This window comes from Oerskovia sp. PE-21s (assembly GCF_056158145.1).
The window spans coordinates 496,701-517,988 of the sequence record NZ_JBUXJM010000003.1; the positions used below are offsets into that span (position 1 = coordinate 496,701).

Consider the following 21,288-nt stretch of genomic DNA (forward strand, 5'->3'; position numbering starts at 1 on the left):
TGAATCGGTCGGGGACGCCCGCCGCGGCCGGCCCCCTCCCCGCCCGACGGCGCCGCGCGGCCCCGGTGGCCGGGTCCGGCGTGGTGCTGGCTGCCTCCGACCCGTGGTCGACAGGACGCAGGCGGTGCGGCGGGCAGGGGGCGAGGGAGCCTGGCGTTCGCTCGACCTCGCACGCCCTCGCCGAGCGAGAGCTGGGGTGGGCCCGGAGGGACTCGAACCCCCGACATCCACGGTGTAAGCGTGGCGCTCTAACCAACTGAGCTACAGGCCCCAGAACAGCGGTGCACAGCCTACCGGGTCACCGGCCCTGCCTCGCACATCCGCCGCACATCGGGCATCCCGTGCCCGACGGCGTACGGCTGCCACGGGTGGACCCGGCCAGGAACAACCGACGGGCGTACCACGGCACGAGGCCACGGCACGCCCGTCGAGAGGGGGCGGGTCAGAGCTCCGCGAGCGCCGCCCGGTACCCCGCGAGGTCCCGGCGCTGCCCGCGAGGGTTCACGACGGACCACCGCACGACGCCTTCTGCGTCGATCAGGAAGCTGCCGCGGATCGCGAGGCCGCGCTCGGCGTCGAACACCCCGTACTGGCGGGCGACCTCGCCGTGCGGCCAGAAGTCCGAGAGGAGGTCGAACGTGTACCCCTCCTGCGCGGCCCAGGCCTTGAGCGAGAAGACGGGGTCGCACGAGATCGCGTAGAGCGAGACGCCCGCGGTCTCGAAGTCCGCGATGTTGTCGCGGAGCTCGCACAGCTCGCTCGTGCACGTGCCCGAGAAGGCGAACGGCACGAACACGAGCAGGACGGGCCGACCGCGCAGGTCCGCGAGGTGGACCGGGGTGCCGTGCGTGTCGGTGAGCGTGAAGTCGGGGGCGAGGTCGCCCGGCCGGACCGTCAGCTCGGGGGCCTCAGCGGCCACGGCCACGCGTGCCGAGCTTGGTCGCGGACCAGTCCGGTGCGATCGCGAAGGTGCTCGTGGCGTGCAGGCCGGCCGTGGTCGCGGCCTCCTGGAGGTCGTTGTGGCCCACGTGGCCGTCGCGGCCCGCCTTGGGCGTGAAGATCCAGATGAGACCGCCGTCGTCGAGGACCGTCTGGACGTCGACGAGCATGTCGGTCAGGTCGCCGTCGTCCTCGCGCCACCAGACCACGACACCGTCGGTGACGTCTCCGTAGTCCTCGTCCACCAGCTCGGAGCCGACGAGCTCCTCGATCTCGGCGCGGAGGTCGTCGTCGACGTCCTCACCCCAACCGAACTCCTGCACCACATGGCCAGAGAGGAACCCCAGGCGTCCTGCACCCTGGGGGTCCGGCGTCGCTCCCACTTGTGTCTCTTTCCCTTCTTCGTACTGCTCGATGATCTGTGACCTGCTTGGCAAAGGTAGCCCACACCACTCCCGCGTGCCTCAGCAGAGGCGGGTGCGTCGCTCGGGCCTCTTCACCGTGCAGTTGCACCAGTGTTGCGGTGTTCGGCACTCGGCACAACGTCGGCGCGCCACGGGAGGTTCGCCGAGCGCGCGACGGACGTGCCGCCGTCGGGCCGCGTCGAGACCACGGTGGCGCCCGGCGGACGGACGAGGACCCACGCCAGAACCGCTCCTCCACGCTCTGCGCACCGGACGCACACACTCTTGTGTCGTGGAGATCACGCTCTCTTGACCCCCTTGTGGTGTGACTTCCAGGCCGCGGGGTAACAGAATGGTTCGACCACCCGAGAGTGTGGAGGCACAGTCGCCACCAGCGACTGCTACCGCCGCGCAGGAGTGGCTGGAGGTGAGCGGGCACGGTGTACCGCGCCGTGATTCAATCCGAATACCGCTCCGAACAAGATATGAGGTTGCTGGTGGCTTCGTTTGACGAGACCGGACCGCTGATCAACGGTCTGCTCAGCCAAGTACCGGACATCGACCCCGCTGAGACGAGCGAGTGGGTCGAGTCCCTGGACGGACTGATCGACGACCGTGGCGGCCCCCGCGCCCGCTACGTCCTGCTCAACATGCTCAAGCGAGCACGCGAGCGCAACGTGGCGATCCCGACGTCGGTGAACACCCCTTACGTCAACACCATCGGTGTGCACGAAGAGCCGTACTTCCCCGGCGACGAGGCCATGGAGCGCCGCTACCGCAGCTGGAACCGGTGGAACGCGGCCGTCATGGTCACGCGCGCGCAGCGCCCCGGGATCGGGGTCGGCGGGCACATCTCGTCCTACGCGTCCGTCGCGACGCTGTACGAGGTGGGCCTGAACCACTTCTTCCGCGGCAAGGACCACCCGGGCGGCGGTGACCAGGTCTACTTCCAGGGTCACGCGAGCCCCGGCGTCTACGCCCGCGCGTTCCTCGAGGGCCGCCTCTCGGCGGACCAGCTCGACGGGTTCCGCCAGGAGAAGTCGCACGCGGGCGGCGGCCTGCCGTCCTACCCGCACCCGCGCCTCATGCCGGACTTCTGGGAGTTCCCCACGGTCTCCATGGGTCTCGGCCCGGCCTCGGCCATCTACCAGGCGTGGACCAACCGCTACCTGCACAACCGCGGCATCAAGGACACGAGCCAGCAGAACGTCTGGGCCTTCCTCGGTGACGGCGAGATGGACGAGCCGGAGAGCCGCGGCATGCTGCAGCTCGCCGCGCAGCAGGGCCTGGACAACCTGAACTTCGTGGTCAACTGCAACCTGCAGCGCCTCGACGGCCCGGTCCGCGGCAACGGCAAGATCATCCAGGAGCTCGAGGCGCAGTTCCGCGGCGCCGGCTGGAACGTCATCAAGGTCATCTGGGGCCGTGAGTGGGACACCCTGCTCAACGCCGACAAGGACCGTGCGCTCGTCAACCTGATGAACGTCACGCCCGACGGCGACTACCAGACCTACCGTGCGGAGAGCGGCGCGTTCATCCGCGAGCACTTCTTCGGGCGCGACCCGCGCACCAAGCAGCTCGTCGAGAACATGTCGGACGACGACATCTGGGCCCTCAAGCGCGGCGGCCACGACTACCGCAAGCTCTACGCGGCGTACGCGGCGGCCACGGCCCACACGGGCCAGCCGACGGTCATCCTGGCGCACACGGTCAAGGGCTACGGTCTGGGCTCGGGCTTCGCCGGGCGCAACTCGACGCACCAGATGAAGAAGGTCGGCCTGGCGGACCTCAAGACGCTGCGCGACTCGCTGCGCATCCCGATCACGGACGAGGAGCTCGACGCCAACCCGTACGAGCCCCCGTACTACCACCCGGGTGCCGACGCGCCGGAGATCCAGTACATGCAGGAGCGTCGCCGCCAGCTCGGCGGGTACGTGCCCGAGCGTCGTGCGGCGCCGGCCCCGGTCACGCTGCCGGGCGACAAGACGTACGAGATCCTCAAGAAGGGCTCGGGCAACCAGGAGATCGCCTCCACCATGGCGTTCGTCCGTCTGCTCAAGGACCTCATCAAGGACAAGGAGATCGGCAAGCGCATCGTGCCGATCATCCCGGACGAGGCCCGGACCTTCGGTCTGGACTCGATCTTCCCGTCCGCGAAGATCTTCAACACGCAGGGCCAGAACTACCTCGCCGTGGACCGCGAGCTCATGCTGAGCTACAAGGAGTCCGAGGCCGGGCAGATCATGCACACCGGCATCAACGAGGCCGGTTCCGCGGCCGCGTTCCAGTCGGTCGGCACCTCGTACGCCACGCAGGGCGAGGTGATGATCCCGTTCTACATCTTCTACTCGATGTTCGGGTTCCAGCGCACGGGCGACCAGTTCTGGGCCGCGGGCGACCAGCTCACCCGCGGTTTCATCATCGGCGCGACGGCCGGGCGCACGACGCTCACCGGTGAGGGCCTGCAGCACGCGGACGGTCACTCGCCGCTGCTCGCGGGCACCAACTCGGCGATCGTCCAGTACGACCCGATCTACGGCTACGAGATCCGCCACATCGTGCGCGACGGCATCGAGCGCATGTACGGGCCGGGCAAGGACGGTCACGGCGAGGACGGGCGCGACCAGAACGTCATGTACTACCTGACGGTCTACAACGAGCCCATGCAGCAGCCGGTCGAGCCGGAGGACGTCGACGTCGAGGGCATCCTGCGCGGCATCCACCGCATCAAGGTGTCCGAGGCCTCGGGCCCCAAGGCGCAGATCCTCGCCTCGGGCGTGGGCGTGCCGTGGGCGCTGGAGGCGCAGGAGCTCCTTGAGAAGGACTGGGGCGTCTCCGCGGACGTCTGGAGCGTCACGAGCTGGAACGAGCTGCGCCGCGACGGCCTGGCCGCCGAGCAGGACGCGTTCCTCAACCCGGCCGCGACGCCGCGCGTGCCGTACCTGACGGCCAAGCTCCAGGGCGTCGAGGGTCCGTTCGTCGCGACGAGCGACTACGACCACCTCGTCCCCGACCAGGTCCGCCAGTGGATCCCGGGCGACTACGCGGTGCTCGGTGCGGACGGCTTCGGCTTCTCCGACACGCGTGCCGCTGCCCGCCGCCACTTCAAGATCGACGGCCCCTCGGTCGTGGTCCGTGTGCTCCAGCAGCTCGCGAAGCAGGGCAAGGTCCCCGCGGAGGCCTCGGCCCAGGCGATCGAGAAGTACCGTCTGATGGACGTCACGGCCGGCACGTCCGGCAACGCGGGCGGCGACTCCTGATCGTCCCCCGCCCGTAGTGCCCGACGGCGCCGCTCACCTCACGAGGTGGGCGGCGCCGTCGGCGTTCGTGGGCTACGTGCCCGAGCGGTGCTGCTCTGCCTGCGCGATCGCGAGCGTGAGCTCGGACTGGAGCGGCGCGACGAGCGCCGCGTCCGGGTGCATCGCGAGCGACGCCAGGTGGTGCTTGGCCTCGAAGATGCGGTCGGCCTCGATCGCCGCCAGGACGAGCTGGCGGCCCGCAGCCGGCGTGTGCTCCTTGGCCCGCCAGTGACCCACCCCGAGCCCCAGCGCCTCGACCGGCAGACCCGCCTCGCGCAGGATCTCCATGCTCTCGGCGAGCGCCAGACCCGACGGGTCACGCTCGGCGGCCGTCGCGAAGCGGCGCAGCGCAGCCTCCTGGTCGTCCTCGAGCGAGAGCCGCCCCAGCTCGACGAGCGGGTACCACCCGCGCGGGTGGCCCGCGAGCTCCTCCGCGAGCGCCCAGACCGCGAGGTCGGCGGCGCGCTGCTTCTCGCTCTCGTCGGCCGGGGCGGCGAGCGGGTCGGCCGAGACGTGCGACTCGGCCGCACGGCGTCGGACGATCTCGGCGAGGGCCTGGAAGGCCCGCTCGTCGTTGGGGTCGTCGACGAGCATCGCGCGCAGGGCGTCCTCGTGCACCGTGTCGCCGCGGCGTTCGGCGCTGGTCGGACGGCGCGCGCCCACCTTCGACGCCGAGGACGGGCGTCGCATGAGCTGTCGGAGTCGGGGCATCAAGGCCATGGATCGACACTAGCGGCTCCGGTGCGCCTCGCCCCCGGAAGGTCACACAGCGCGGGTCCAGGTTTTGTGGACTCCCCACAACCACGCCGTATGCTCGGGGCGTGCCGATCACGGGGAACACCGACAACCTGCAGCGACTTCGGGACGGTAGCGGCATGCTCGCCGCCGCCGCCCTGCGGCGACTCGACGAGGACCTTCCCTGGTACCGGGCCCTGCCCGCGGAGGACCGCTCGTACGTCGGGCTGGTCGCGCAGTCCGGCATCACGGCGTTCGTGACCTGGTACGCGAACCCGGCCTCCCCGCCGCACGGCGTCAGCGAGATCTTCGCCGCGGCCCCCTCCGAGCTGACCCGGTCCATCTCGCTCCAGCACACCCTCCAGCTCGTGCGGATCGTCGTCGAGGTCGTCGAGGCGTACTCCGACCGCCTCGCGATCCCCGGTGGCGAGCGCGACCTGCGCGAGGCCGTCCTGCGCTACTCGCGCGAGGTCGCGTTCTCGGCCGCTGAGGTCTACGCGCGTGCGGCCGAGGTCCGCGGCGCGTGGGACGCCCGCCTCGAGGCCCTCATCGTGGACGCGCTCATCCGCGGCGACGGCGACGACTCGCTACGCTCGCGCGTCTCGGCCCTCGGCTGGGGCGGCCAGGGATCCACGCTGGTCATGGTGGGCACCGCGACGTCGGCGCTCGACGACCTGCGCACGGCCGAGCTGCGCCGCGCGACCCGGCGCGCTGCCGGCGACGCGCTCGTGGGCATCCACGGCGACCGCCTCGTCCTGGTCCTCGGCGGGCCGGGCGACCTGCAGGCCGCGGCCGCGTCGCTGCTGCCCCGCTTCGGGCCGGGACCGGTCGTGATCGGTCCCACGGTCCCCTCGCTCGACGACGCCGCCCGTTCGGCCCAGGCCGCGCTCGCGGGCCTGGCCGCGGCCCCCGCGTGGCCCCAGGCCCCGCGCCCGGTCCTCGCCGACGACCTGCTGCCCGAGCGCGTCCTGACGGGCGACACCACGGCCCGACGCACCCTCGTGGTCCAGGCGTACCGCCCGCTCCTGGAGAGCACGGGTGCGATCCTCGAGACCTTGTCGGCCTACCTCGGCACGGGCCGGTCCCTCGAGGCGGCCTCGCGCAGCCTGTACGTGCACCCCAACACGGTCCGCTACCGCCTGCGCAAGGTAGCCGAGATCACGGGCTGGGACCCGCTCGACGCGCGCGAGTCGTTCGTGCTGCAGGTCGCGCTCGCGCTCGGCCAGCTCTCGTCGGGGCCCTCGGGTCGTTGAGAGCCGTGGGGCACCTGGTCCGACAGCCCGGCGTGGACCACGCCATCCCGCGCCTCTTGTAGGTTCGACACAAACGGCCCGGACAAGGTTGGTGCGCGTCGTGACGTCACGCCGGGTGACCGGGTTGACACAGTTGACGGGTGCTAGCCGTCTTGTGCCCTGGACAGGGCTCCCAGTCCCCCGGAATGCTCGCCCCCTGGCTCGAGCTGCCCGGGGTCCCCGCGCAGCTCGACGCGTTCTCCGCCGCGTCCGGCCTCGACCTGCGTGCCCACGGCACCGAGTCGGACGCCGACACGATCCGTGACACCGCAGTGGCCCAGCCGCTCATCGTGTCCGCCTCGCTGGTCGCGCTGCGCGCGATCCTCGACGGCCGCGACACGTGCGAGGTCGTCGACGTGACCGCGGGTCACTCGGTCGGCGAGTTCGCCGCCGCTGCCGTCGCCGGGGTCTTCGAGGACGCCGCCGCGGTGGGCCTCGTGACCCAGCGCGCACGCTTCATGGCCGAGGCCGCCGCCGCGACCCCGACCGGCATGGCCGCCGTCGTGGGCGGCGACGCCGAGGAGGTCCTCGCAGCGATCGAGGCCGCAGGCCTGTGGCCCGCGAACGTCAACGGAGGCGGCCAGGTCGTCGCCGCGGGCTCGCTCGAGGGCATCGCGACCCTGGGCGCGAACCCGCCGGCCAAGGCGCGCGTCATCCCGCTCCAGGTCGCGGGTGCTTTCCACACCCCGTTCATGCAGCCCGCGCTCGACGCGTTCGCCCCGGTCGCGGCCGGGTGGGACGCCACGGACCCGCGCCTGCCGTTCCTCTCCAACGCCGACGGCGCCGCGTACGCGAGCATCTCGGGTGCGGAGTCCGGTGGCCTGTTCGGGGTCAAGGAGGACGTGCTCTCGCGCCTCACCGCTCAGATCGCGGCCCCGGTCCGTTGGGACCTGTGCCAGGAGACGCTCGCCTCGCTGGGCGTGACCGCGATCCTCGAGCTCGCCCCGGGCGGGGTCCTCACGGGCCTCGCGCGTCGCACGCTCCCCGGCGTCGAGACGGTCGCGGTCAAGTCGACCGCGGACATCGACAAGGCCCGCGACCTGATCGCGCGTCACAGCGACGCCGCGGGCACCTCGTCGGCCGCTGGACCCGAGGGTGCTGCGGACGGCGCCGCCGCCGCGGAGACCACCGCGTGAGCGCGCTGACCATCCGTCAGGCGGCGGGCGCCGAGTACTCGCGCGTCCTCGGCGTCGGCGGGGTCCGCGGCGAGAACGTCGTGACGAACGACGACCTCGCCGGACCGATCGACTCGTCCGACGAGTGGATCCGCCAGCGGACCGGCATCGTCACGCGCCGCCGCGCGGGCGCCGGGGTCGACGTGGTCGACCTGGCGGAGGCCGCGGCGCTCAAGGCGATCGCCGCCGCGGGCCTGACGGGGGCCGACATCGACGCGGTCCTGTTCGCGACCACGACCTACTTCCACCAGACCCCCGCCGCCGCGGCGGTGCTCGCGGACCGGATCGGTGCGACCCCCGCGGCCGCGTTCGACGTCTCGGCCGCGTGCGCGGGCTACGCCTACGGGATCGCGCAGGCCGACGCCCTGGTGCGCTCGGGCGCCGCGCAGCACGTCCTCGTGGTGGGGGCGGAGAAGATGAGCGACTTCGTCGACCCGACGGACCGGACCATCTCGTTCCTGCTGGGCGACGGTGCGGGCGCCGCGGTCGTCGGACCGTCGGACACTCCCGGCATCGGCCCGACGATCTGGGGCTCGGACGGCGGCAAGGCTCCCGCGATCCGCCAGACGCACGCCTGGTCGGACCTGCGGGAGCACCCCGAGCTGGGCTGGCCGACCCTGCGCCAGGACGGGCAGACCGTCTTCAGGTGGGCGGCGTTCCAGATGGCACCGATCGCCGAGAAGGCGCTCGCCGCCGCAGGCGTGACCGCGCAGGACGTCCAGGCGTTCATCCCGCACCAGGCGAACATGCGGATCATCGACCAGATGATCAAGCAGCTCGGCCTGCCCGAGTCGGTCGCGGTCGCACGCGACATCGCGGAGACGGGCAACACCTCGGCCGCCTCGATCCCGCTCGCGACCGAGCGCCTGCTCGCCGAGGGCCTCGCGAGGTCGGGAGACCTCGCGCTGCAGATCGGGTTCGGCGCGGGCCTGGTCTACGCGGCGCAGGTGATCGTCCTCCCGTAGGGGAGAATCATCCTGTCCGTCCCCCCGGCCGCGTTCCCCGCGGTCCGACCAGGGGCGGGCGACGTACGACCTTTCCACCGTTCCACAGCAAGTTCCCGGTGCCGGACGGCCCCGGCACCCATCACAAGGAGAAACCCCATGGCTTACACCGAGCAGGAAGTCCTCGCTGGTCTCGCGGAGATCGTCAGCGAAGAGACCGGCCTCCCCACGGACGCCGTCCTCGCCGAGAAGTCCTTCACGGACGACCTCGACATCGACTCGCTGTCGATGATGACGATCGTCACGCACGCCGAGGACAAGTTCGGCGTCCGCATCCCCGACGAAGAGGTCAAGAACCTCGCGACCGTCGGCGACGCCGTGTCCTTCATCACGGGCGCGCAGGCCTGATCTTCCGATCTGCGCCAGGTCCCGTGGACCTGGCCGGTGCGGGCCGGCGGTCGACGAACCGCCGGCCTGCCCGCCCCCTTCCCTTCCCCCTCAGACACCTGGAGCTGCCATGACCTCCCTCCGCGACGTCGTCGTCACCGGCCTCGGCGCCACCACGCCGCTCGGTGGGGACGTGGCCTCCACGTGGGCCGCCGCCCTCACCGGGCAGTCCGGCGCCCGCTCGCTCGAGAACGACTGGGCCGAGCGCTACGAGATCCCGGTGACGTTCGCGGCCCAGATCAAGGTCAAGCCGGAGGACGTCCTCCCGCGTCCCGAGATCAAGCGCATGGACCCCTCGACGCAGTACGCGATGATCGCCGCGCGCGAGGCCTGGGCCGACGCGGGCAGCCCCGACGTCGACGGCGACCGCCTGGGAGCCGTCGTGTCCTCGGGCATCGGCGGTATCTGGACGACGCTCGACGGCTGGGACACCCTCAAGGAGCGCGGCGCACGGCGCATGCTGCCCATGACGGTGCCCATGCTCATGCCGAACTCCCCTGCCGCGTACGTCTCGCTCGAGTTCGGTGCCCGTGCCGGTGCGCACGCGCTCGTCTCGGCCTGTGCGTCGGGTGCCGAGGCCATCGGCTACGGCGTCGACATGATCCGCGCGGGTCGCGCGGACGTCGTGGTGGCCGGTGGTACGGAGGCCACGATCCACCCCATGCCGATCGCTGCGTTCGCGGCCTCGCGCACGCTCTCGCTGCGCAATGACGACCCGCAGGGTGCCTCGCGCCCCTACGACGTCGACCGTGACGGCTTCGTCATCGGCGAGGGCGCGGGCATCGTCGTGCTGGAGAGCGCCGAGCACGCCGCGGCGCGCGGCGCTCGCGTCTACGCCCGCATCGGCGGCGTGGGCCTCTCGGCCGACGCCTACCACATCACCTCCCCGGACCCCGAGGGCCGCGGCCAGGTCGCGGCGATGACCCGTGCTCTGGCCGAGGCGAAGGTCGAGGCGCGCGACGTCGTGCACGTCAACGCCCACGCGACCTCGACCAAGGTCGGCGACCTCACCGAGACCCGGTCCATCCGGACCGTGCTGGGCGACGACGCGGACCACGTCCTGCTCTCGGCGACCAAGTCCATGACCGGTCACCTGCTGGGTGGCGCGGGCGCGCTCGAGACCATCTTCACGGTCAAGGCGGTGCACGAGCGCCTGGCTCCGCCGACGATCAACGTCGCACAGCCGGACCCCGAGCTCCAGGTCCCCCTGGTGCGCGACGTCCCGGCCGAGCTCCCTGCGGGCGACATCGCCGCGATCAACAACTCGTTCGGGTTCGGCGGGCACAACGTGGCCCTGGTGGTGACGAACGCCTGATCCCCTCCTGGGCGTGAGCGCCCGGGGACACGACGACGCCCGGCGGCGGAGAGGACCTGGTGGTCCTCCCACCGCCGGGCGTCGTCGTGCTCGCGTCGCACGTCTCCCGTCGGTCGGGCGTTCACGCGGCCGAGCGGGGATTCCGTGGGATCGTTAGCACCGGTTATCATTCCTCGAACGCGGTCGTTCGGGCCGTCCTCGATGTGGAGGTACACGGTGAGCTCCGCGGGTTCCCGCACGGTCGCACAACGCGCCGCCCTGGTCGTCGTGGCCGCGCTGGTCGCGTTCCACATGTTCTCGACCTTCCTCTGGGCCGCGCCCACGTCCGCGATCAACGACACGGCCTCCCCCGTCACGTCCAAGCACATGTACCCGTTGTTCGCGCAGAACTGGCAGATCTTCGCGCCGGACCCCCAGTCGGTGGACCTGCGCGTGTGGGTGCGCGCGACGACGAAGGACGAGGCAGGTGTCGAGACCGTCTCCGAGTGGGCGAACCTCGGGGACGTCTTCAACGAGCAGGTCCGGCACCAGATCCTGCCGACGCGGACGTGGCGCATCCCGGTCAGCATGAACCGCTTCTACACGACGTCCTACAGCACCTTGGAGGGCCAGCAGCAGGCCGTGGTCCACGGGGACCACGTCTCGGCCGACGGCGACAGCGGTCGCCAGGACCTCGCCAAGGCCCTCCTGGGTACGGGCATGAGCGTGAGCAGCATGGACGACTACCTGCTCTCGGAGGACTCGCTCTACGAGTTCGGCACGCTCGCGGCCATGGACCTGTGGGCGGACACGGAGCTCGTCGCGATCCAGATGAGCACGTCCACGCAGGGCGTCGTGCCGTTCGAGCAACGGCTCACGCCGGGCATCCAGCGCCCGGAGGAGCAGTTCACCAGGCTGGGCTGGCGTGACCCGTCGCCGGTCACCCCCGAGGCCCGGGCCGGGTTCAGCGGCGTCTTCGGAGGGTGGGTCTCATGAGCAGCGACACCGGCGCCACGGGCACGACCGGCCTGTGGACGAGCGCGACCGGCTGGGCGCGCAGCACCTGGGCGGCCGGCGAGTCCTGGATGCTCGACTCCCGCAAGGCCTCCTACGGCGTGGCGGTGCTGCGCATCGGCTTCGGCCTGATCATCGCGGTGCAGCTCGCGGCCAACTGGGGCGACCGCAGCCTGGCCTGGGGTGCCGGGCGCACGTTCGCGCAGGGGCGCGTCGAGGTCGACGAGTTCCCGTCCTGGCTCGACACGTTCTTCAACGGCTCGGCGCCGCCCTGGGCGTTCGACCTGCAGTACCTGGCCCTGATCGCGCTCTCGGTGCTGCTGGTGCTGGGGTGGCGCTCGCGCATCGTCATCCCGGTGCTGCTGGTGCTGTACATCGCGCTGTTCCGGACCAACGCGTACATCGGCGACGGCGGCATCCAGCTCATGCGCATGGTGCTGCTGTACATGGTCTTCGTCGACACGTCAGGCCGCTGGTCCTTGGACGCCCGACGGCGGCGCGCGGCCGCAGAAGCCGGCAAGCCTTCGCGGTCCGCGTCCTGGGCATGGCTCGCGACGCTGCTGCACAACGGGGCCGTGGTGCTCATCGCGTTCCAGATCTTCGTGGTCTACGTGGCCTCTGCCATGTACAAGATCCAGGGCGGCATGTGGCAGCACGGCACCGCGATCTACTACGTGTTCCAGCTCGACGAGTTCTCGACCTGGCCCGCCGTGACCGAGGTCATGGGGCGCTCGGGCGTGCTCGTCGCGATCCTCAGCTACAGCGCGGTGTTCGTGCAGCTCTTCTTCCCGTTCCTGCTGCTTCGTCGCTCGACGCGCATCCTCGCGCTCGTCGCGATCACGGGCATGCACCTGGGGATCGGCGTGCTCATGGGCCTCATGTACTTCTCGATGACCATGATCGCCATCGATGCCATCTTCATCCGGGACGTGACCTACCAGGCCGTCGAGCGCCGTCTGGCACCCGTGCTGCGCCGCGGGTGGGACCGTGTGCGGCGGCGCCCCGCGACGCCGACCGAGGCTCCCGGACCCGCGGCCGACGTCGACGACCTCCGACCGGTCGCCGCCGCCCCAGGCCCGCCCTCCGGCGCGACGGACGGACCGGACGGGGTACCGGCTCCGCACCCGCAGGCGGCTCCCCCGCAGACGGCGATGCCTGCCGGCTCCTAGTTGCCGGCAGGCATCGAGCGACCGTGAGGCCGCGAGGTCCTCTGGAAGAGGTGCGGGTCAGCCCACGCGGTGGAGCCAGCGCACGTTCGAGTCCTCGCCCGCGTGGCGGAAGGGCTCGAGCTCGTCGTCCCACGCCTTGCCGAGGGCCAGGTGGAGGGCGTCGCGCATGGCGCGGTTGTCGTGCGAGACCTCGAGCGCCGCACGCACCCGGTCCTCGGGGATCATGACGTTGCCGTGCACGTCGGTCACGGCGTGGAAGATCCCGAGGTCAGGGGTGTGGGACCAGCGGGCGCCGTCGGAGCCGTGGCTCGCGTCCTCGGTGACCTCGTAGCGCAGGTGGGACCACCCGCGAAGCGCCGAGGCGAGGCGCGCTCCCGTGCCCTGCACGCCCTGCCAGGCGAGCTCCGCGCGGTAGAGGTCGCGCGCGGCAGGCTGCTCGGTCCAGTCCAGCGTGACGCGCACGCCCAGGACGTTCCCGGCAGCCCACTCCAGGTGCGGGCTCAGCGCCCGGGGCGCCGAGTGCACGAAAAGAACACCGCGTGTGATGGCACCAGTCATGTCGTTCCTCCCTAGGTCGAGGTTTCGTCTTCCCCAACGTCCTCACCAGGGGTGGATCATCATGCCTGATCAACCAGCGGTATACGAGCCATATCTTGCCTGAGAGTCGACCGGATCGCGAGGGGAGGACTCCCCATGGCAGATCTCACCCCGCTGCGGTAGCGCTCCCCGACGGCTTTGTGCCCCTATGCGGACACGTTCCGACTCAGCCGTGCGCCTGTGGGAGGACGCCACGTTCCCCCCTCGTCAGCCGACTCCGGGACGGGGACGGGGGGGAACGTGGCGTGACTCAGAGCTGGGCGCGCATCTCCCGCATGGCCTTCTTGCGGACCGCGCGGTCCAGGCGGTCGAGGTAGAGCATGCCGTCCAGGTGATCCGTCTCGTGCTGCAGGCAGCGAGCCATGAGCTCGGTCCCTTCGACCGTGATCTCCTTGCCGTCGAGGTCCATGCCCACGACTCGCGCGTACCAGGCGCGTCGGGTCGGGTACCAGAGCCCGGGGACCGACAGGCAGCCCTCGTCACCGTCCTGGACCTCGTCCGAGAGCTCGACGATCTTCGGGTTGAGGACGTAGCCGATCTCGTCCTCGATGTTCCAGGAGAAGGCGCGCAGGTTGACGCCGATCTGGTTGGCGGCGAGCCCGGCCCGGCCCTCGTAGTCGACGGTCTCGACCAAGTCCGCGACGAGCGAGCGCACCCGGTCGTCGATGGTGGTGATCTCGTCGCACGGTGTGCGGAGCACGGGGTCCGGGATCACACGGATCTCTCTCATCGCCATGGGCGCCATTGTTCCATGTCGCCCCGGCCCGTCTCACATCCGTGCGTACCGGGCACGCGCGAACGAGTACACGCCGTAGGCCGCGAAACCGATGCCGGTCGCGGCCAGCAGGAAGGCACCGAAGGGCTGCTCGCCGATGGTCCGCAGGGCCGCGTCGAGGCCGCTCGCCTTGGCCGGGTCGGCCGTCACGGCGGCGGCCACCACGAGAGCTCCGAGCACGCCGAGGGCGATGCCCTTGGCGATGTAGCCGACCTTGCCGAGGACGACGACGGCATGGCCGACCTGGCCGCCGGCATTGCCCTCGAGATCCTGGAGGAAGCGCTTCTTCCACCCCTTGACCACGTGATAGGCGCCGGCGACGACGATGCCGACCCCGACCGCACCGACGAGGACCCGGCCCGCGCCGTTCGCGAGGAGCGAGGCGGTGAGGCTGTCCTGCTGCCCGCCGCTGCCCGAGCCGCTCACGACCTTGAACGTCAGCACGGCGAGCGCGAGGTAGACGACAGCCTTGCCCGCCGACTTGGCCCGGTAGGCCTTGCGGTCCTTCACGCTCCCGCTCGTGCCGGCGATCACCTCGAGGATCTGCCAGAGGCCCAGCGCGACGAAGGCGACGACCGCGAACCAGAGGACGAACTCACCGCCGGTCGTCCCGGCGATCTCCTGGAGGGCGCCGGTCTCGCTCGCCTGGCCGCCGCCGGACCCGGTGGCGATCCGGATGGCGATGATCCCGATCATGATGTGCAGCAGACCGCTGACGGCATACCCGGTGCGTGCCAGGACCCGCAAGCCCTTGCTCTGCTGGAGCTGCTGGGCGGTCCCTGACGTGGTGCGGTTGGTACCGGTGGGCACGGTGCTTCTCCTTCGAGTCGACGGAGGTGGCATCCTGACACGCTCCGTCGCGTCTCGCTCGCCGAACGGGACGATCCGACCTTCCGGGAGATATCGGGTCCCTCGCGCGCGGCCACCGATACCGGCCCCAGTGCCTGCTAGCGAGGACCGGACGCCACGTCACCTCGCCGTGCCCAGGTAGTCGCACAGCACCACCGCCTGGTTGTCCTGCTCGTCCTTCGCACCGTAGAGCAGCGTCACCACCGGGTGCACGGCGACGATCTCCCGCAGCTCACCGACTGCGGGGTTCTGGTCGAGCTCGGCGCGATAGCGCGCGGCGAACTCGGTGAACAGTGCACGGTCGTGGTGGAACCAGGTGCGCAGCTGGCCCGACGGCGCGACCTCCTTGAGCCACCGGTCCACCTGGGCACGTTCCTTGCTCAGCCCCCGCGGCCAGAGCCGGTCGACCAGGACGCGGTAGCCGTCGTCGGGCGCGGGGTCCGCGTAGACGCGGCGGATCTGGAGGGCCATGTCCCCATGGAACGCCGAGCAGCGACGTCACGCACGGGCAAGACCAGTCCCGCGGCGCGGCCACGTCCGGCGAGCGTGCGGCTCGGGCTGTCGTCCGCGGACCGTCGACGGGCCGACCCGCCGACTGCTCGCAGAGCCGCCACACGTTCCCTCAGCCGCTCGCACTCCTCGGCGGACGTCCGCGCGACGACAGACGGTGGTATCCAGCCGGGCCACCCGGAAGTCCGTCGAACTGGAGGGCCAGCAAACGTGGGAGCGCTCCTATCGGCACAGGGCTCCTGGCCGTGGTAGACATCGAGAACGTGCAGGATGGCGATTGACCTCAGGGGGCGAGGGCATGTTCGCATCTACGTTGCGCACGAAACGGCACCGGCTGGTGTCGTCGTGGTGGTGACCGGTGTCGGTCTCATCCTGGCCACGCTCGGGATCTTGCTGGTCGCGCGGGTGGCGACCGGTGTGCGGCGGCGCAGGAGCGAGCTGAGCACCGGCGCTCACGGGACCGGCATGGCCCTGGGGGGTGGCCTCATCTTCTGGGGGGCGCTGCTCGTCGTCATCGACATGTGGAGCAGCTAGGTGACCGCGCAAGAAGGTCTAGACCGTGGTGTGGACGCCACCGACGAGCCCGTGGGGGTCCACGAGGCCGGTCACGACGTCACCTGAGCCCGTCGTTCGCTTCGTGCGAACCCGACGAGCGCCGGCAGACGCCCGGCGCTCGTCACCGTTCGCGAAGGTCGCGCCAAGGAGCCTGGCGGAGGGTGTCGCCGCGCAGGCCCTCTGGATCGTCTACGCGCTCGCCACCGGCCAGTACGGCTTCATCATCTCTGCACTCGCCTACGCCGCGATCTACGCGCGAAACTGGTGGAAGTGGGCACACCCCGAGCCGTCCCCTGGCACCTGACCCGAGCATGACGAAGCCCCGCCCTCTTCGGAGGGCGGGGCCGTTCGTCGTCATGGGACTAGGTCACGCGTCCGGCGGTACGCTCACGTCATCATCGGGTGGACGTGCGGAAGGTCGCGTCGAGGATCCGATTGAAGCAGGAACGAGAACTCGATGCCGAGTCGCAACTGGACCGAGGTCCGATACTGCCCTGCCTGTGAGAGCGTGGTCGACGTGCAGATGACCGCCAACGCCTCTGCGAGCATCCCGAGCAAGGCACGCACCCAGGATGCAACCGGCCTCGACGAGGCCGGCCACTGCTTCAACTGACGAAGCCCCGCTCTCCTTCGGGAGGGCGGGGCCGTTCGTCGTTCCCCGGGCTGCCCTCGGCCAGCAGCGGGCTCATCTTCTGGGGGCCCTACTCCTCGCCATCGACTCCTGGACCAGCTGAGAGCGGTCGCTTCCACCTCGATACCATCGGGCGCGCGCCCTCGTCGTGAGGTTCGCGACCGGCGCCGGACCGCCCGACGTCGCAGACATCGTCGGAGGCCCAGTGACCCAGCAGCACCCCGAACACGCAGCCCACGTCCTGCCCCACCCACCAACCGGTGCTTTCAACAGGACGGGTGATCGTGCGACGCGCAAGGTCCGCCACTGGGCGGACGCGGCACGGCTCGGACGCCTGCGGCACGTGGAGGCCGCGACGCCGAACGGCCCGGCGTGGGTCGTCGCGGTCGCGATCTTGCTGCTGGCTCCTGCGGCGAGCTTTCGCGACGGCGACCCGGGAGCCGCCCTGGTCCTCCTCGTGGCCCTCGCGCTCGTCGTGGGCGCCATCGTGTGGTTCCTCGGCTCGGAGAAGTTGCTTGTGCTGGACGGCGGGATCGTCGTCGGTTCCTTCGCCCCGTTCCTGCACCCCACGGTGATCCCGTGGTCAGGCTTCGACCCGAGGACGATTTCCGCCGGGGTGGGCAACCAGCGCACGGTTGGGCTGCTGCTCACCGACCGCGGAGTCAGCGGCGCGTCACGGACGGTCCTGTGGTCCCGGCGCCCGATCACGTTCATGGCGGTCTCACCGACCGTCGCGCGCCACGCGTGGGCACAGCGCCTGCCGGTGGACCTCAGAACAGCGCCAGGGTTCGACCTGTGGGTCTTCTCAACCAAGCGCCCGTCGCGCCAAGCGCCCCTCGTGCGCGCGCTAGCCGCCGCACTGCAGGACGCCGGCATCGCCGAGGCTGAGGCGATCCTCGCCCACGCACTGCCGCCGCGGCGCCTCCGCTCGACGACCGAGGATGCCGACCACCTCGGCATCCCGGAGCGACTCCGCCGAGCACCATTGCGCCGCAACTAGAACCCAACCGGGAGGTCGGTGTGCAGGCACGTGCGTTCCGGCCCCAGAGGGGCGCGCCACCCGTCCGGGAGGTCGACGCCACCGGGAGATGCGGGACACGGAGGAGTGAGAAACCCCGGGTCGGAAGCGAAGTAAGCGCCTCCGACCCGGGGCCCTCCCAGCATAGGAAGGAGAACAGCATGCGCGCCACCAACGCCACCCTGCTCGTGCTCGCAGCGATCGTCGCCCTCGACGTCTGGGGCGGATGGAACGTCCCGACCTGGGGATGGGTCCTGCTCGCGATCGCCGCCGTTCTCGCGGTCGGCACAGACCTCGCCCTGGCCGCCACCAAGCGCCGGGCGGCCAAGCGATGAGGAAGAACACCGGCCTGTACCTCGACCAGGACGTCGTGGCCCGCGCACGGGCCGCGGTCGCCGGACTCTCCGGCACCGCGGCCGACGTCGGCAACCTCTCCAAGCTGGTCGAGCGACTCCTGGCCGACGAGGTGTGCCGCCTTGAGGCGGCGCACAACGACGGAGAGCCGTTCCCGTCAACAGGCCCGCTCCCCCGTGGCCAGCGACCCTCGACCTGACCCTGGGGGCGCCTCACCCGAGCCGGATGCCGCGTCACATGGGCCGAGAGTGGGAGGATTCGGAGTTGGCTACAGTTGTGGCTACATCAAAGGTGTAGCCAACCCCGAAGATTCCCAGTGTTTGCACCGTAGGGCAGGTGGGGCTTGAACCCACGACCGGCGGATTATGAGTCCGATGCTCTGACCGACTGAGCTACTGCCCCTCGGCGGACAAGCGTACCGGCAGGCGAGCGCTGGACGGGCGCGCGGGCAGTACCGTGTCTGGCATGGCTCTGTTCGCCCGTAGCTCCCTGCCCGACGACGCCCGCAGGTCCCTGCGCCTCGCCCCGAAGGACGCGGTGCTCGCTTCCGCGCAGCTCGTCGGCGGGTCGTGGGCGGTCGCGACCCGCACCGTCCTGGCCACGACCGGGGATGCCGCGACCTCACGCCCGTGGTGCGACGTGGACAAGGCGGGATACGACCCGGCCACCGCGTCGATCACGGTCGAGTGGGTCGACGGCGCCGCTCCCCTGGTCCTGCACCTCGCCGACGTCAAGCGCACCGCGCTGGCCCAGACGGTCCGGGAACGGGTGCAGTCGTCGGTGGTCCTCGCGGAGGTCGTGACGCTCGGCGGCGGGCGCTCCGCCAAGGTCGCCGTTCGCCGTGACAGCGACGGCTCGCTCTTCTCCCAGGTCGTCGCCGAGGCAGGCGTGGACCTGGAAGATGCCCGGACGCGGGCTGTGATCGACGCCGCGGAGGACCGGGTCCGATCGATGTCCGGACTACCCCTCTGATGCTGATAGAGTTTTCTCCGGTCGCCCAACCGGTGAAGATCGGTGGGTGAGCGGTCCCGCGTAGCTCAGCTGGCAGAGCATCCGACTGTTAATCGGACGGTCGTAGGTTCAAGTCCTACCGCGGGAGCAGGACACCAGGCCCCTGGTCTGCGAAAACGCAGACCAGGGGCCTTCTGCATCTCCCCTGACGAGGGACCGCGATCCGGCGCCCGGCCGACCACCCACAGCGATGTGACCTTCGTCGCACGGCGTGACCGTCGACCGCAGGTCGCGCAGGGAACCCCCCAACGCCCCCGCATCCTCAGACCCGCTCGCGCAGCTCCCGGCGCTCCTTCTCGACCGACAGCAGCTCGGCGAACGCAGCCCCGTACGCGTCGGGGTCGGCGGCAGGGTCGAGGCGTTGCAGGCGGCTCTTGGCGTCCGCGACGCGCCGCGTGAGACCCAGGTCCACGAACGCCTTGATCACGCCCTGGACGTACCCCTGGATGACGTTCTCGCGGTCCTCGGGCAGAGGTGCGACGGCGAGCTGGTTGACGATGCCCCGCACGGTCTCGGGCGACTGGTCGATCACGTGCTCGACCCACTGCCCCGCGGGGTGCGCGGCGGCGCCCGCCATGCCGCCGGCGGCCCGGATCGCGTCGTGCACGGCCCGCCAGGCCGGGGTCGCGAACGCGGTCTCGGCGAACGCGTCGAACTCCTCGGCCGGCACGTACTGCGGGTACTGGAGCGCGACGAGGAGCGCCTGCCGCTCGAGGCGGGCCACGGGGTCGCGCGGGTCGGGCTGCGCGAAGACGGGACCCGACGGCGCCGCGACAGCTGCGTCGTCGGGCCCGGGCGGTGCCGGGCGGACCGGGGCCGGGAGCGTCTGCGGGACCCCGCCCTTGCCCGCCGCCGCGACCGCGCGTCGCACCGACTCGGAGTCCATCCCGATCCAGCCCGCGAGCATGCGCGCGTACTCGGGCCGCAGGGCCGTGTCGCGGATTCCCGCGACGACCGGGGCCGCTGCGCGCAGCGCGGCCACGCGCCCCTCGGCGGTGTCGAGGTCGAACGTCGCGAGCGTGGTGCGGATGACGAACTCGAACAGCGGCTGGCGCCCCTCCACGAGGGCTCGGACGCCCTCGGGGCCGCGCGCCATGCGCAGCTCGCACGGGTCCATCCCGCTGGGCTCGACCGCGACGAACGTCTGGGCGTAGAAGCGCTGGTCCTCGCCGAACGCACGGACCGCGGCCTTCTGGCCCGCGGCGTCGCCGTCGAACGTGAAGACGACCTCTCCGCCGAGCGACGCGCCCGACGCGAGCTGGAGCCCGCCCCCCGCGGTCGTGTCCCCGAGCAGCCGGCGCACGATGCGCGCGTGGTCGGTGCCGAACGCCGTGCCGCACGTCGCGACGGCGGTCGTGATCCCCGACAGGTGCGCGGCCATGACGTCGGTGTACCCCTCGACGACCACGACGCGCTTGTTCTTGGCGATCTCGCGCTTGGCGAGGTCGATCCCGTAGAGCACCTGGGACTTCTTGTAGAGCGTGGTCTCCGGGGTGTTGAGGTACTTGGGGCCCTGGTCCTCGTCGAAGAGCTTGCGCGCGCCGAACCCGATGGTCTCGCCCGTGACGTCGCGGATGGGCCACACGAGGCGGCCACGAAAGCGGTCGTAGATGCCGCGCTGGCCCTGGCTCATGAGGCCCGACGCGACCAGCTCCGCCTCCGTGAACCCGCGCCCGCGCAAGTGGCGCAGGAGCGAGTCCCAGCCGGTCGGGGCGAACCCGACGCCGAAGCGCTCGGCGTCCGAACGGTCGAAGCTGCGCTCGGCCAGGAACGTGCGCGCGACCGTGGCGCCCGGCGCGAAAAGCTGCTCGGAGAAGTACTGCGAGGCCACACGGTGGGCCTCGAGCAGTCGCTGGCGCTTTCCGGGCTCCTCGGTGCGGCGAGGCCCGCCGCCCTCCTCGTACCGCAGCTGGATGCCGACACGGTCCGCGAGGTACTCGACGGCCTCCGTGAAGGTCATGCCGTCGATCTTCTGCACGAACGAGATGACGTCGCCGCCCTCGTTGCAGCCGAAGCAGTGCCAGCGCCCCACCTGCGGGCGGACGTGGAAGGACGGGGAACGCTCGTCGTGGAACGGGCACAGTCCCTTGAGCGACCCGACGCCGGCGGGCTTGAGGGTCACGTGCGAGGACACGATCTCGTCGATCCTCGCGCGTTCGCGCACCGCGTCGACGTCCTCGCGTCGGATCAGACCTGCCACGTACCCGAGTGTAGGTGCCGCCACCCACGTGTCACGCCGAGCCCGCTCCCGAGGCGGCCCGGACCACGCCCCGACC

23 protein-coding genes and 3 tRNA genes are annotated in these 21,288 nt (G+C 71.2%); 16 read left to right on the top strand and 10 right to left on the bottom strand.

What is annotated here, in order from left to right:
- Positions 1-197: 197 nt before the first annotated feature.
- The 3 genes from ACZDYF_RS08150 to ACZDYF_RS08160 all read right to left on the bottom strand — a co-directional run bounded on the left by ACZDYF_RS08150 (position 198) and on the right by ACZDYF_RS08160 (position 1,322).
- Positions 198-271: transfer RNA gene (locus tag ACZDYF_RS08150), tRNA-Val, on the bottom strand.
- A gap of 171 nt (positions 272-442) precedes the next feature.
- Positions 443-919 (bottom strand): peroxiredoxin, encoded by a 477-nt coding sequence (locus ACZDYF_RS08155; protein ID WP_307824302.1) that lies wholly within the window; start codon positions 917-919, stop codon positions 443-445.
- Positions 909-1,322 (bottom strand): DUF3052 domain-containing protein, encoded by a 414-nt coding sequence (locus ACZDYF_RS08160; protein WP_030151692.1) that lies wholly within the window; start codon positions 1,320-1,322, stop codon positions 909-911. Before ACZDYF_RS08160 ends, ACZDYF_RS08155 begins: the two co-directional genes overlap by 11 nt.
- A gap of 518 nt (positions 1,323-1,840) precedes the next feature.
- On the opposite strand from ACZDYF_RS08160, the gene aceE reads away from it, so the two are divergent.
- A complete protein-coding gene (gene aceE / locus ACZDYF_RS08165) occupies positions 1,841-4,603 on the top strand; it encodes a pyruvate dehydrogenase (acetyl-transferring), homodimeric type (protein WP_191789018.1) in 2,763 nt (920 codons plus the stop codon).
- A gap of 72 nt (positions 4,604-4,675) precedes the next feature.
- On the opposite strand, the gene ACZDYF_RS08170 is transcribed toward aceE, so the two are convergent.
- On the bottom strand, positions 4,676-5,362 hold the full coding sequence (locus ACZDYF_RS08170) for a hypothetical protein (protein WP_191789017.1): 687 nt from the start codon (positions 5,360-5,362) through the stop codon (positions 4,676-4,678).
- Between the two features lie 155 nt (positions 5,363-5,517).
- Here ACZDYF_RS08170 and ACZDYF_RS08175 point away from each other — a divergent pair, with 155 nt between their 5' ends.
- From ACZDYF_RS08175 to ACZDYF_RS08205, 7 genes are all read left to right on the top strand, one after another.
- A complete protein-coding gene (locus ACZDYF_RS08175) occupies positions 5,518-6,630 on the top strand; it encodes a PucR family transcriptional regulator (protein WP_191789161.1) in 1,113 nt (370 codons plus the stop codon).
- A 140-nt stretch (positions 6,631-6,770) separates the two neighbouring features.
- Entirely contained in the window at positions 6,771-7,805 is a 1,035-nt protein-coding gene (locus ACZDYF_RS08180; RefSeq protein ID WP_191789016.1) for an ACP S-malonyltransferase, read from the top strand.
- On the top strand, positions 7,802-8,809 hold the full coding sequence (locus ACZDYF_RS08185; RefSeq protein WP_475055319.1) for a beta-ketoacyl-ACP synthase III: 1,008 nt from the start codon (positions 7,802-7,804) through the stop codon (positions 8,807-8,809). Before ACZDYF_RS08180 ends, ACZDYF_RS08185 begins: the two co-directional genes overlap by 4 nt.
- A 138-nt stretch (positions 8,810-8,947) precedes the next feature.
- Complete coding sequence (locus ACZDYF_RS08190; RefSeq protein WP_030151686.1) at positions 8,948-9,196, top strand: acyl carrier protein; 249 nt, start codon at positions 8,948-8,950, stop codon at positions 9,194-9,196.
- Between the two features lie 109 nt (positions 9,197-9,305).
- The gene (locus ACZDYF_RS08195) at positions 9,306-10,550 is read left to right on the top strand and encodes a beta-ketoacyl-[acyl-carrier-protein] synthase family protein (RefSeq protein ID WP_475055322.1); all 1,245 of its coding nucleotides are present in this window, start codon (positions 9,306-9,308) and stop codon (positions 10,548-10,550) included.
- Between the two features lie 216 nt (positions 10,551-10,766).
- Complete coding sequence (locus ACZDYF_RS08200; RefSeq protein ID WP_475055324.1) at positions 10,767-11,525, top strand: DUF5819 family protein; 759 nt, start codon at positions 10,767-10,769, stop codon at positions 11,523-11,525.
- Positions 11,522-12,712, top strand: coding sequence for an HTTM domain-containing protein (locus ACZDYF_RS08205; RefSeq protein WP_475055326.1), 1,191 nt, complete (start codon positions 11,522-11,524; stop codon positions 12,710-12,712). Before ACZDYF_RS08200 ends, ACZDYF_RS08205 begins: the two co-directional genes overlap by 4 nt.
- A 57-nt stretch (positions 12,713-12,769) precedes the next feature.
- Here ACZDYF_RS08205 and ACZDYF_RS08210 read toward each other — a convergent pair whose 3' ends face one another.
- From ACZDYF_RS08210 to ACZDYF_RS08225, 4 genes are all read right to left on the bottom strand, one after another.
- Positions 12,770-13,270 carry a DUF3145 domain-containing protein gene (locus tag ACZDYF_RS08210; RefSeq protein WP_191789011.1) on the bottom strand — a complete coding sequence of 167 codons (501 nt, stop codon included), beginning with the start codon at positions 13,268-13,270 and terminating at the stop codon, positions 12,770-12,772.
- A gap of 289 nt (positions 13,271-13,559) precedes the next feature.
- The gene (gene def, locus ACZDYF_RS08215) at positions 13,560-14,045 is read right to left on the bottom strand and encodes a peptide deformylase (RefSeq protein ID WP_475055329.1); all 486 of its coding nucleotides are present in this window, start codon (positions 14,043-14,045) and stop codon (positions 13,560-13,562) included.
- 33 nt (positions 14,046-14,078) lie between these two features.
- Complete coding sequence (locus tag ACZDYF_RS08220) at positions 14,079-14,894, bottom strand: DUF1206 domain-containing protein (RefSeq protein ID WP_475055332.1); 816 nt, start codon at positions 14,892-14,894, stop codon at positions 14,079-14,081.
- A gap of 159 nt (positions 14,895-15,053) precedes the next feature.
- Positions 15,054-15,404: a DUF488 domain-containing protein gene (locus tag ACZDYF_RS08225; protein ID WP_475055335.1), complete on the bottom strand. Its 351-nt coding sequence runs from the start codon at positions 15,402-15,404 to the stop codon at positions 15,054-15,056.
- 390 nt (positions 15,405-15,794) lie between these two features.
- On the opposite strand from ACZDYF_RS08225, the gene ACZDYF_RS08230 reads away from it, so the two are divergent.
- From ACZDYF_RS08230 to ACZDYF_RS08255, 6 genes are all read left to right on the top strand, one after another.
- Positions 15,795-15,977 (top strand): hypothetical protein, encoded by a 183-nt coding sequence (locus ACZDYF_RS08230; protein WP_475055337.1) that lies wholly within the window; start codon positions 15,795-15,797, stop codon positions 15,975-15,977.
- A gap of 103 nt (positions 15,978-16,080) precedes the next feature.
- Positions 16,081-16,302: a hypothetical protein gene (locus tag ACZDYF_RS08235; protein WP_475055339.1), complete on the top strand. Its 222-nt coding sequence runs from the start codon at positions 16,081-16,083 to the stop codon at positions 16,300-16,302.
- Between the two features lie 153 nt (positions 16,303-16,455).
- On the top strand, positions 16,456-16,611 hold the full coding sequence (locus tag ACZDYF_RS08240; protein WP_475055341.1) for a hypothetical protein: 156 nt from the start codon (positions 16,456-16,458) through the stop codon (positions 16,609-16,611).
- A gap of 223 nt (positions 16,612-16,834) precedes the next feature.
- Positions 16,835-17,629 (top strand): hypothetical protein, encoded by a 795-nt coding sequence (locus ACZDYF_RS08245; RefSeq protein WP_475055345.1) that lies wholly within the window; start codon positions 16,835-16,837, stop codon positions 17,627-17,629.
- A 179-nt stretch (positions 17,630-17,808) separates the two neighbouring features.
- Positions 17,809-17,982, top strand: a complete 174-nt coding sequence (locus ACZDYF_RS08250; RefSeq protein ID WP_475055347.1) for a hypothetical protein — start codon at positions 17,809-17,811, stop codon at positions 17,980-17,982.
- Positions 17,979-18,200, top strand: coding sequence for a hypothetical protein (locus ACZDYF_RS08255; protein WP_475055349.1), 222 nt, complete (start codon positions 17,979-17,981; stop codon positions 18,198-18,200). Before ACZDYF_RS08250 ends, ACZDYF_RS08255 begins: the two co-directional genes overlap by 4 nt.
- Before the next feature lie 129 nt (positions 18,201-18,329).
- On the opposite strand, the gene ACZDYF_RS08260 is transcribed toward ACZDYF_RS08255, so the two are convergent.
- Positions 18,330-18,403, bottom strand: a tRNA-Ile gene (locus tag ACZDYF_RS08260).
- Positions 18,404-18,466: 63 nt separating this feature from the next.
- Here ACZDYF_RS08260 and ACZDYF_RS08265 point away from each other — a divergent pair.
- Together ACZDYF_RS08265 and ACZDYF_RS08270 are read left to right on the top strand one after the other, a co-directional pair.
- Positions 18,467-18,973: a hypothetical protein gene (locus ACZDYF_RS08265; RefSeq protein ID WP_475055352.1), complete on the top strand. Its 507-nt coding sequence runs from the start codon at positions 18,467-18,469 to the stop codon at positions 18,971-18,973.
- Between the two features lie 54 nt (positions 18,974-19,027).
- Positions 19,028-19,100: transfer RNA gene (locus ACZDYF_RS08270), tRNA-Asn, on the top strand.
- 174 nt (positions 19,101-19,274) lie between these two features.
- Here ACZDYF_RS08270 and dnaG read toward each other — a convergent pair.
- Positions 19,275-21,212 (bottom strand): DNA primase, encoded by a 1,938-nt coding sequence (gene dnaG, locus ACZDYF_RS08275; protein ID WP_475055356.1) that lies wholly within the window; start codon positions 21,210-21,212, stop codon positions 19,275-19,277.
- Positions 21,213-21,288 lie beyond the last annotated feature (76 nt).

Coding starts and splice junctions, on each gene's coding strand:
- ACZDYF_RS08170 (WP_191789017.1), bottom strand. CDS start 5,362: ATGGCCTTGATGCCCCGACTCCGACAGCTCATGCGACGCCCGTCCTCG.
- ACZDYF_RS08175 (WP_191789161.1), top strand. CDS start 5,518: ATGCTCGCCGCCGCCGCCCTGCGGCGACTCGACGAGGACCTTCCCTGG.
- ACZDYF_RS08190 (WP_030151686.1), top strand. CDS start 8,948: ATGGCTTACACCGAGCAGGAAGTCCTCGCTGGTCTCGCGGAGATCGTC.
- ACZDYF_RS08195 (WP_475055322.1), top strand. CDS start 9,306: ATGACCTCCCTCCGCGACGTCGTCGTCACCGGCCTCGGCGCCACCACG.
- ACZDYF_RS08205 (WP_475055326.1), top strand. CDS start 11,522: ATGAGCAGCGACACCGGCGCCACGGGCACGACCGGCCTGTGGACGAGC.
- ACZDYF_RS08210 (WP_191789011.1), bottom strand. CDS start 13,270: ATGACTGGTGCCATCACACGCGGTGTTCTTTTCGTGCACTCGGCGCCC.
- def (WP_475055329.1), bottom strand. CDS start 14,045: ATGGCGATGAGAGAGATCCGTGTGATCCCGGACCCCGTGCTCCGCACA.
- ACZDYF_RS08225 (WP_475055335.1), bottom strand. CDS start 15,404: ATGGCCCTCCAGATCCGCCGCGTCTACGCGGACCCCGCGCCCGACGAC.
- ACZDYF_RS08240 (WP_475055341.1), top strand. CDS start 16,456: ATGCCGAGTCGCAACTGGACCGAGGTCCGATACTGCCCTGCCTGTGAG.
- ACZDYF_RS08250 (WP_475055347.1), top strand. CDS start 17,809: ATGCGCGCCACCAACGCCACCCTGCTCGTGCTCGCAGCGATCGTCGCC.
- ACZDYF_RS08255 (WP_475055349.1), top strand. CDS start 17,979: ATGAGGAAGAACACCGGCCTGTACCTCGACCAGGACGTCGTGGCCCGC.
- ACZDYF_RS08265 (WP_475055352.1), top strand. CDS start 18,467: ATGGCTCTGTTCGCCCGTAGCTCCCTGCCCGACGACGCCCGCAGGTCC.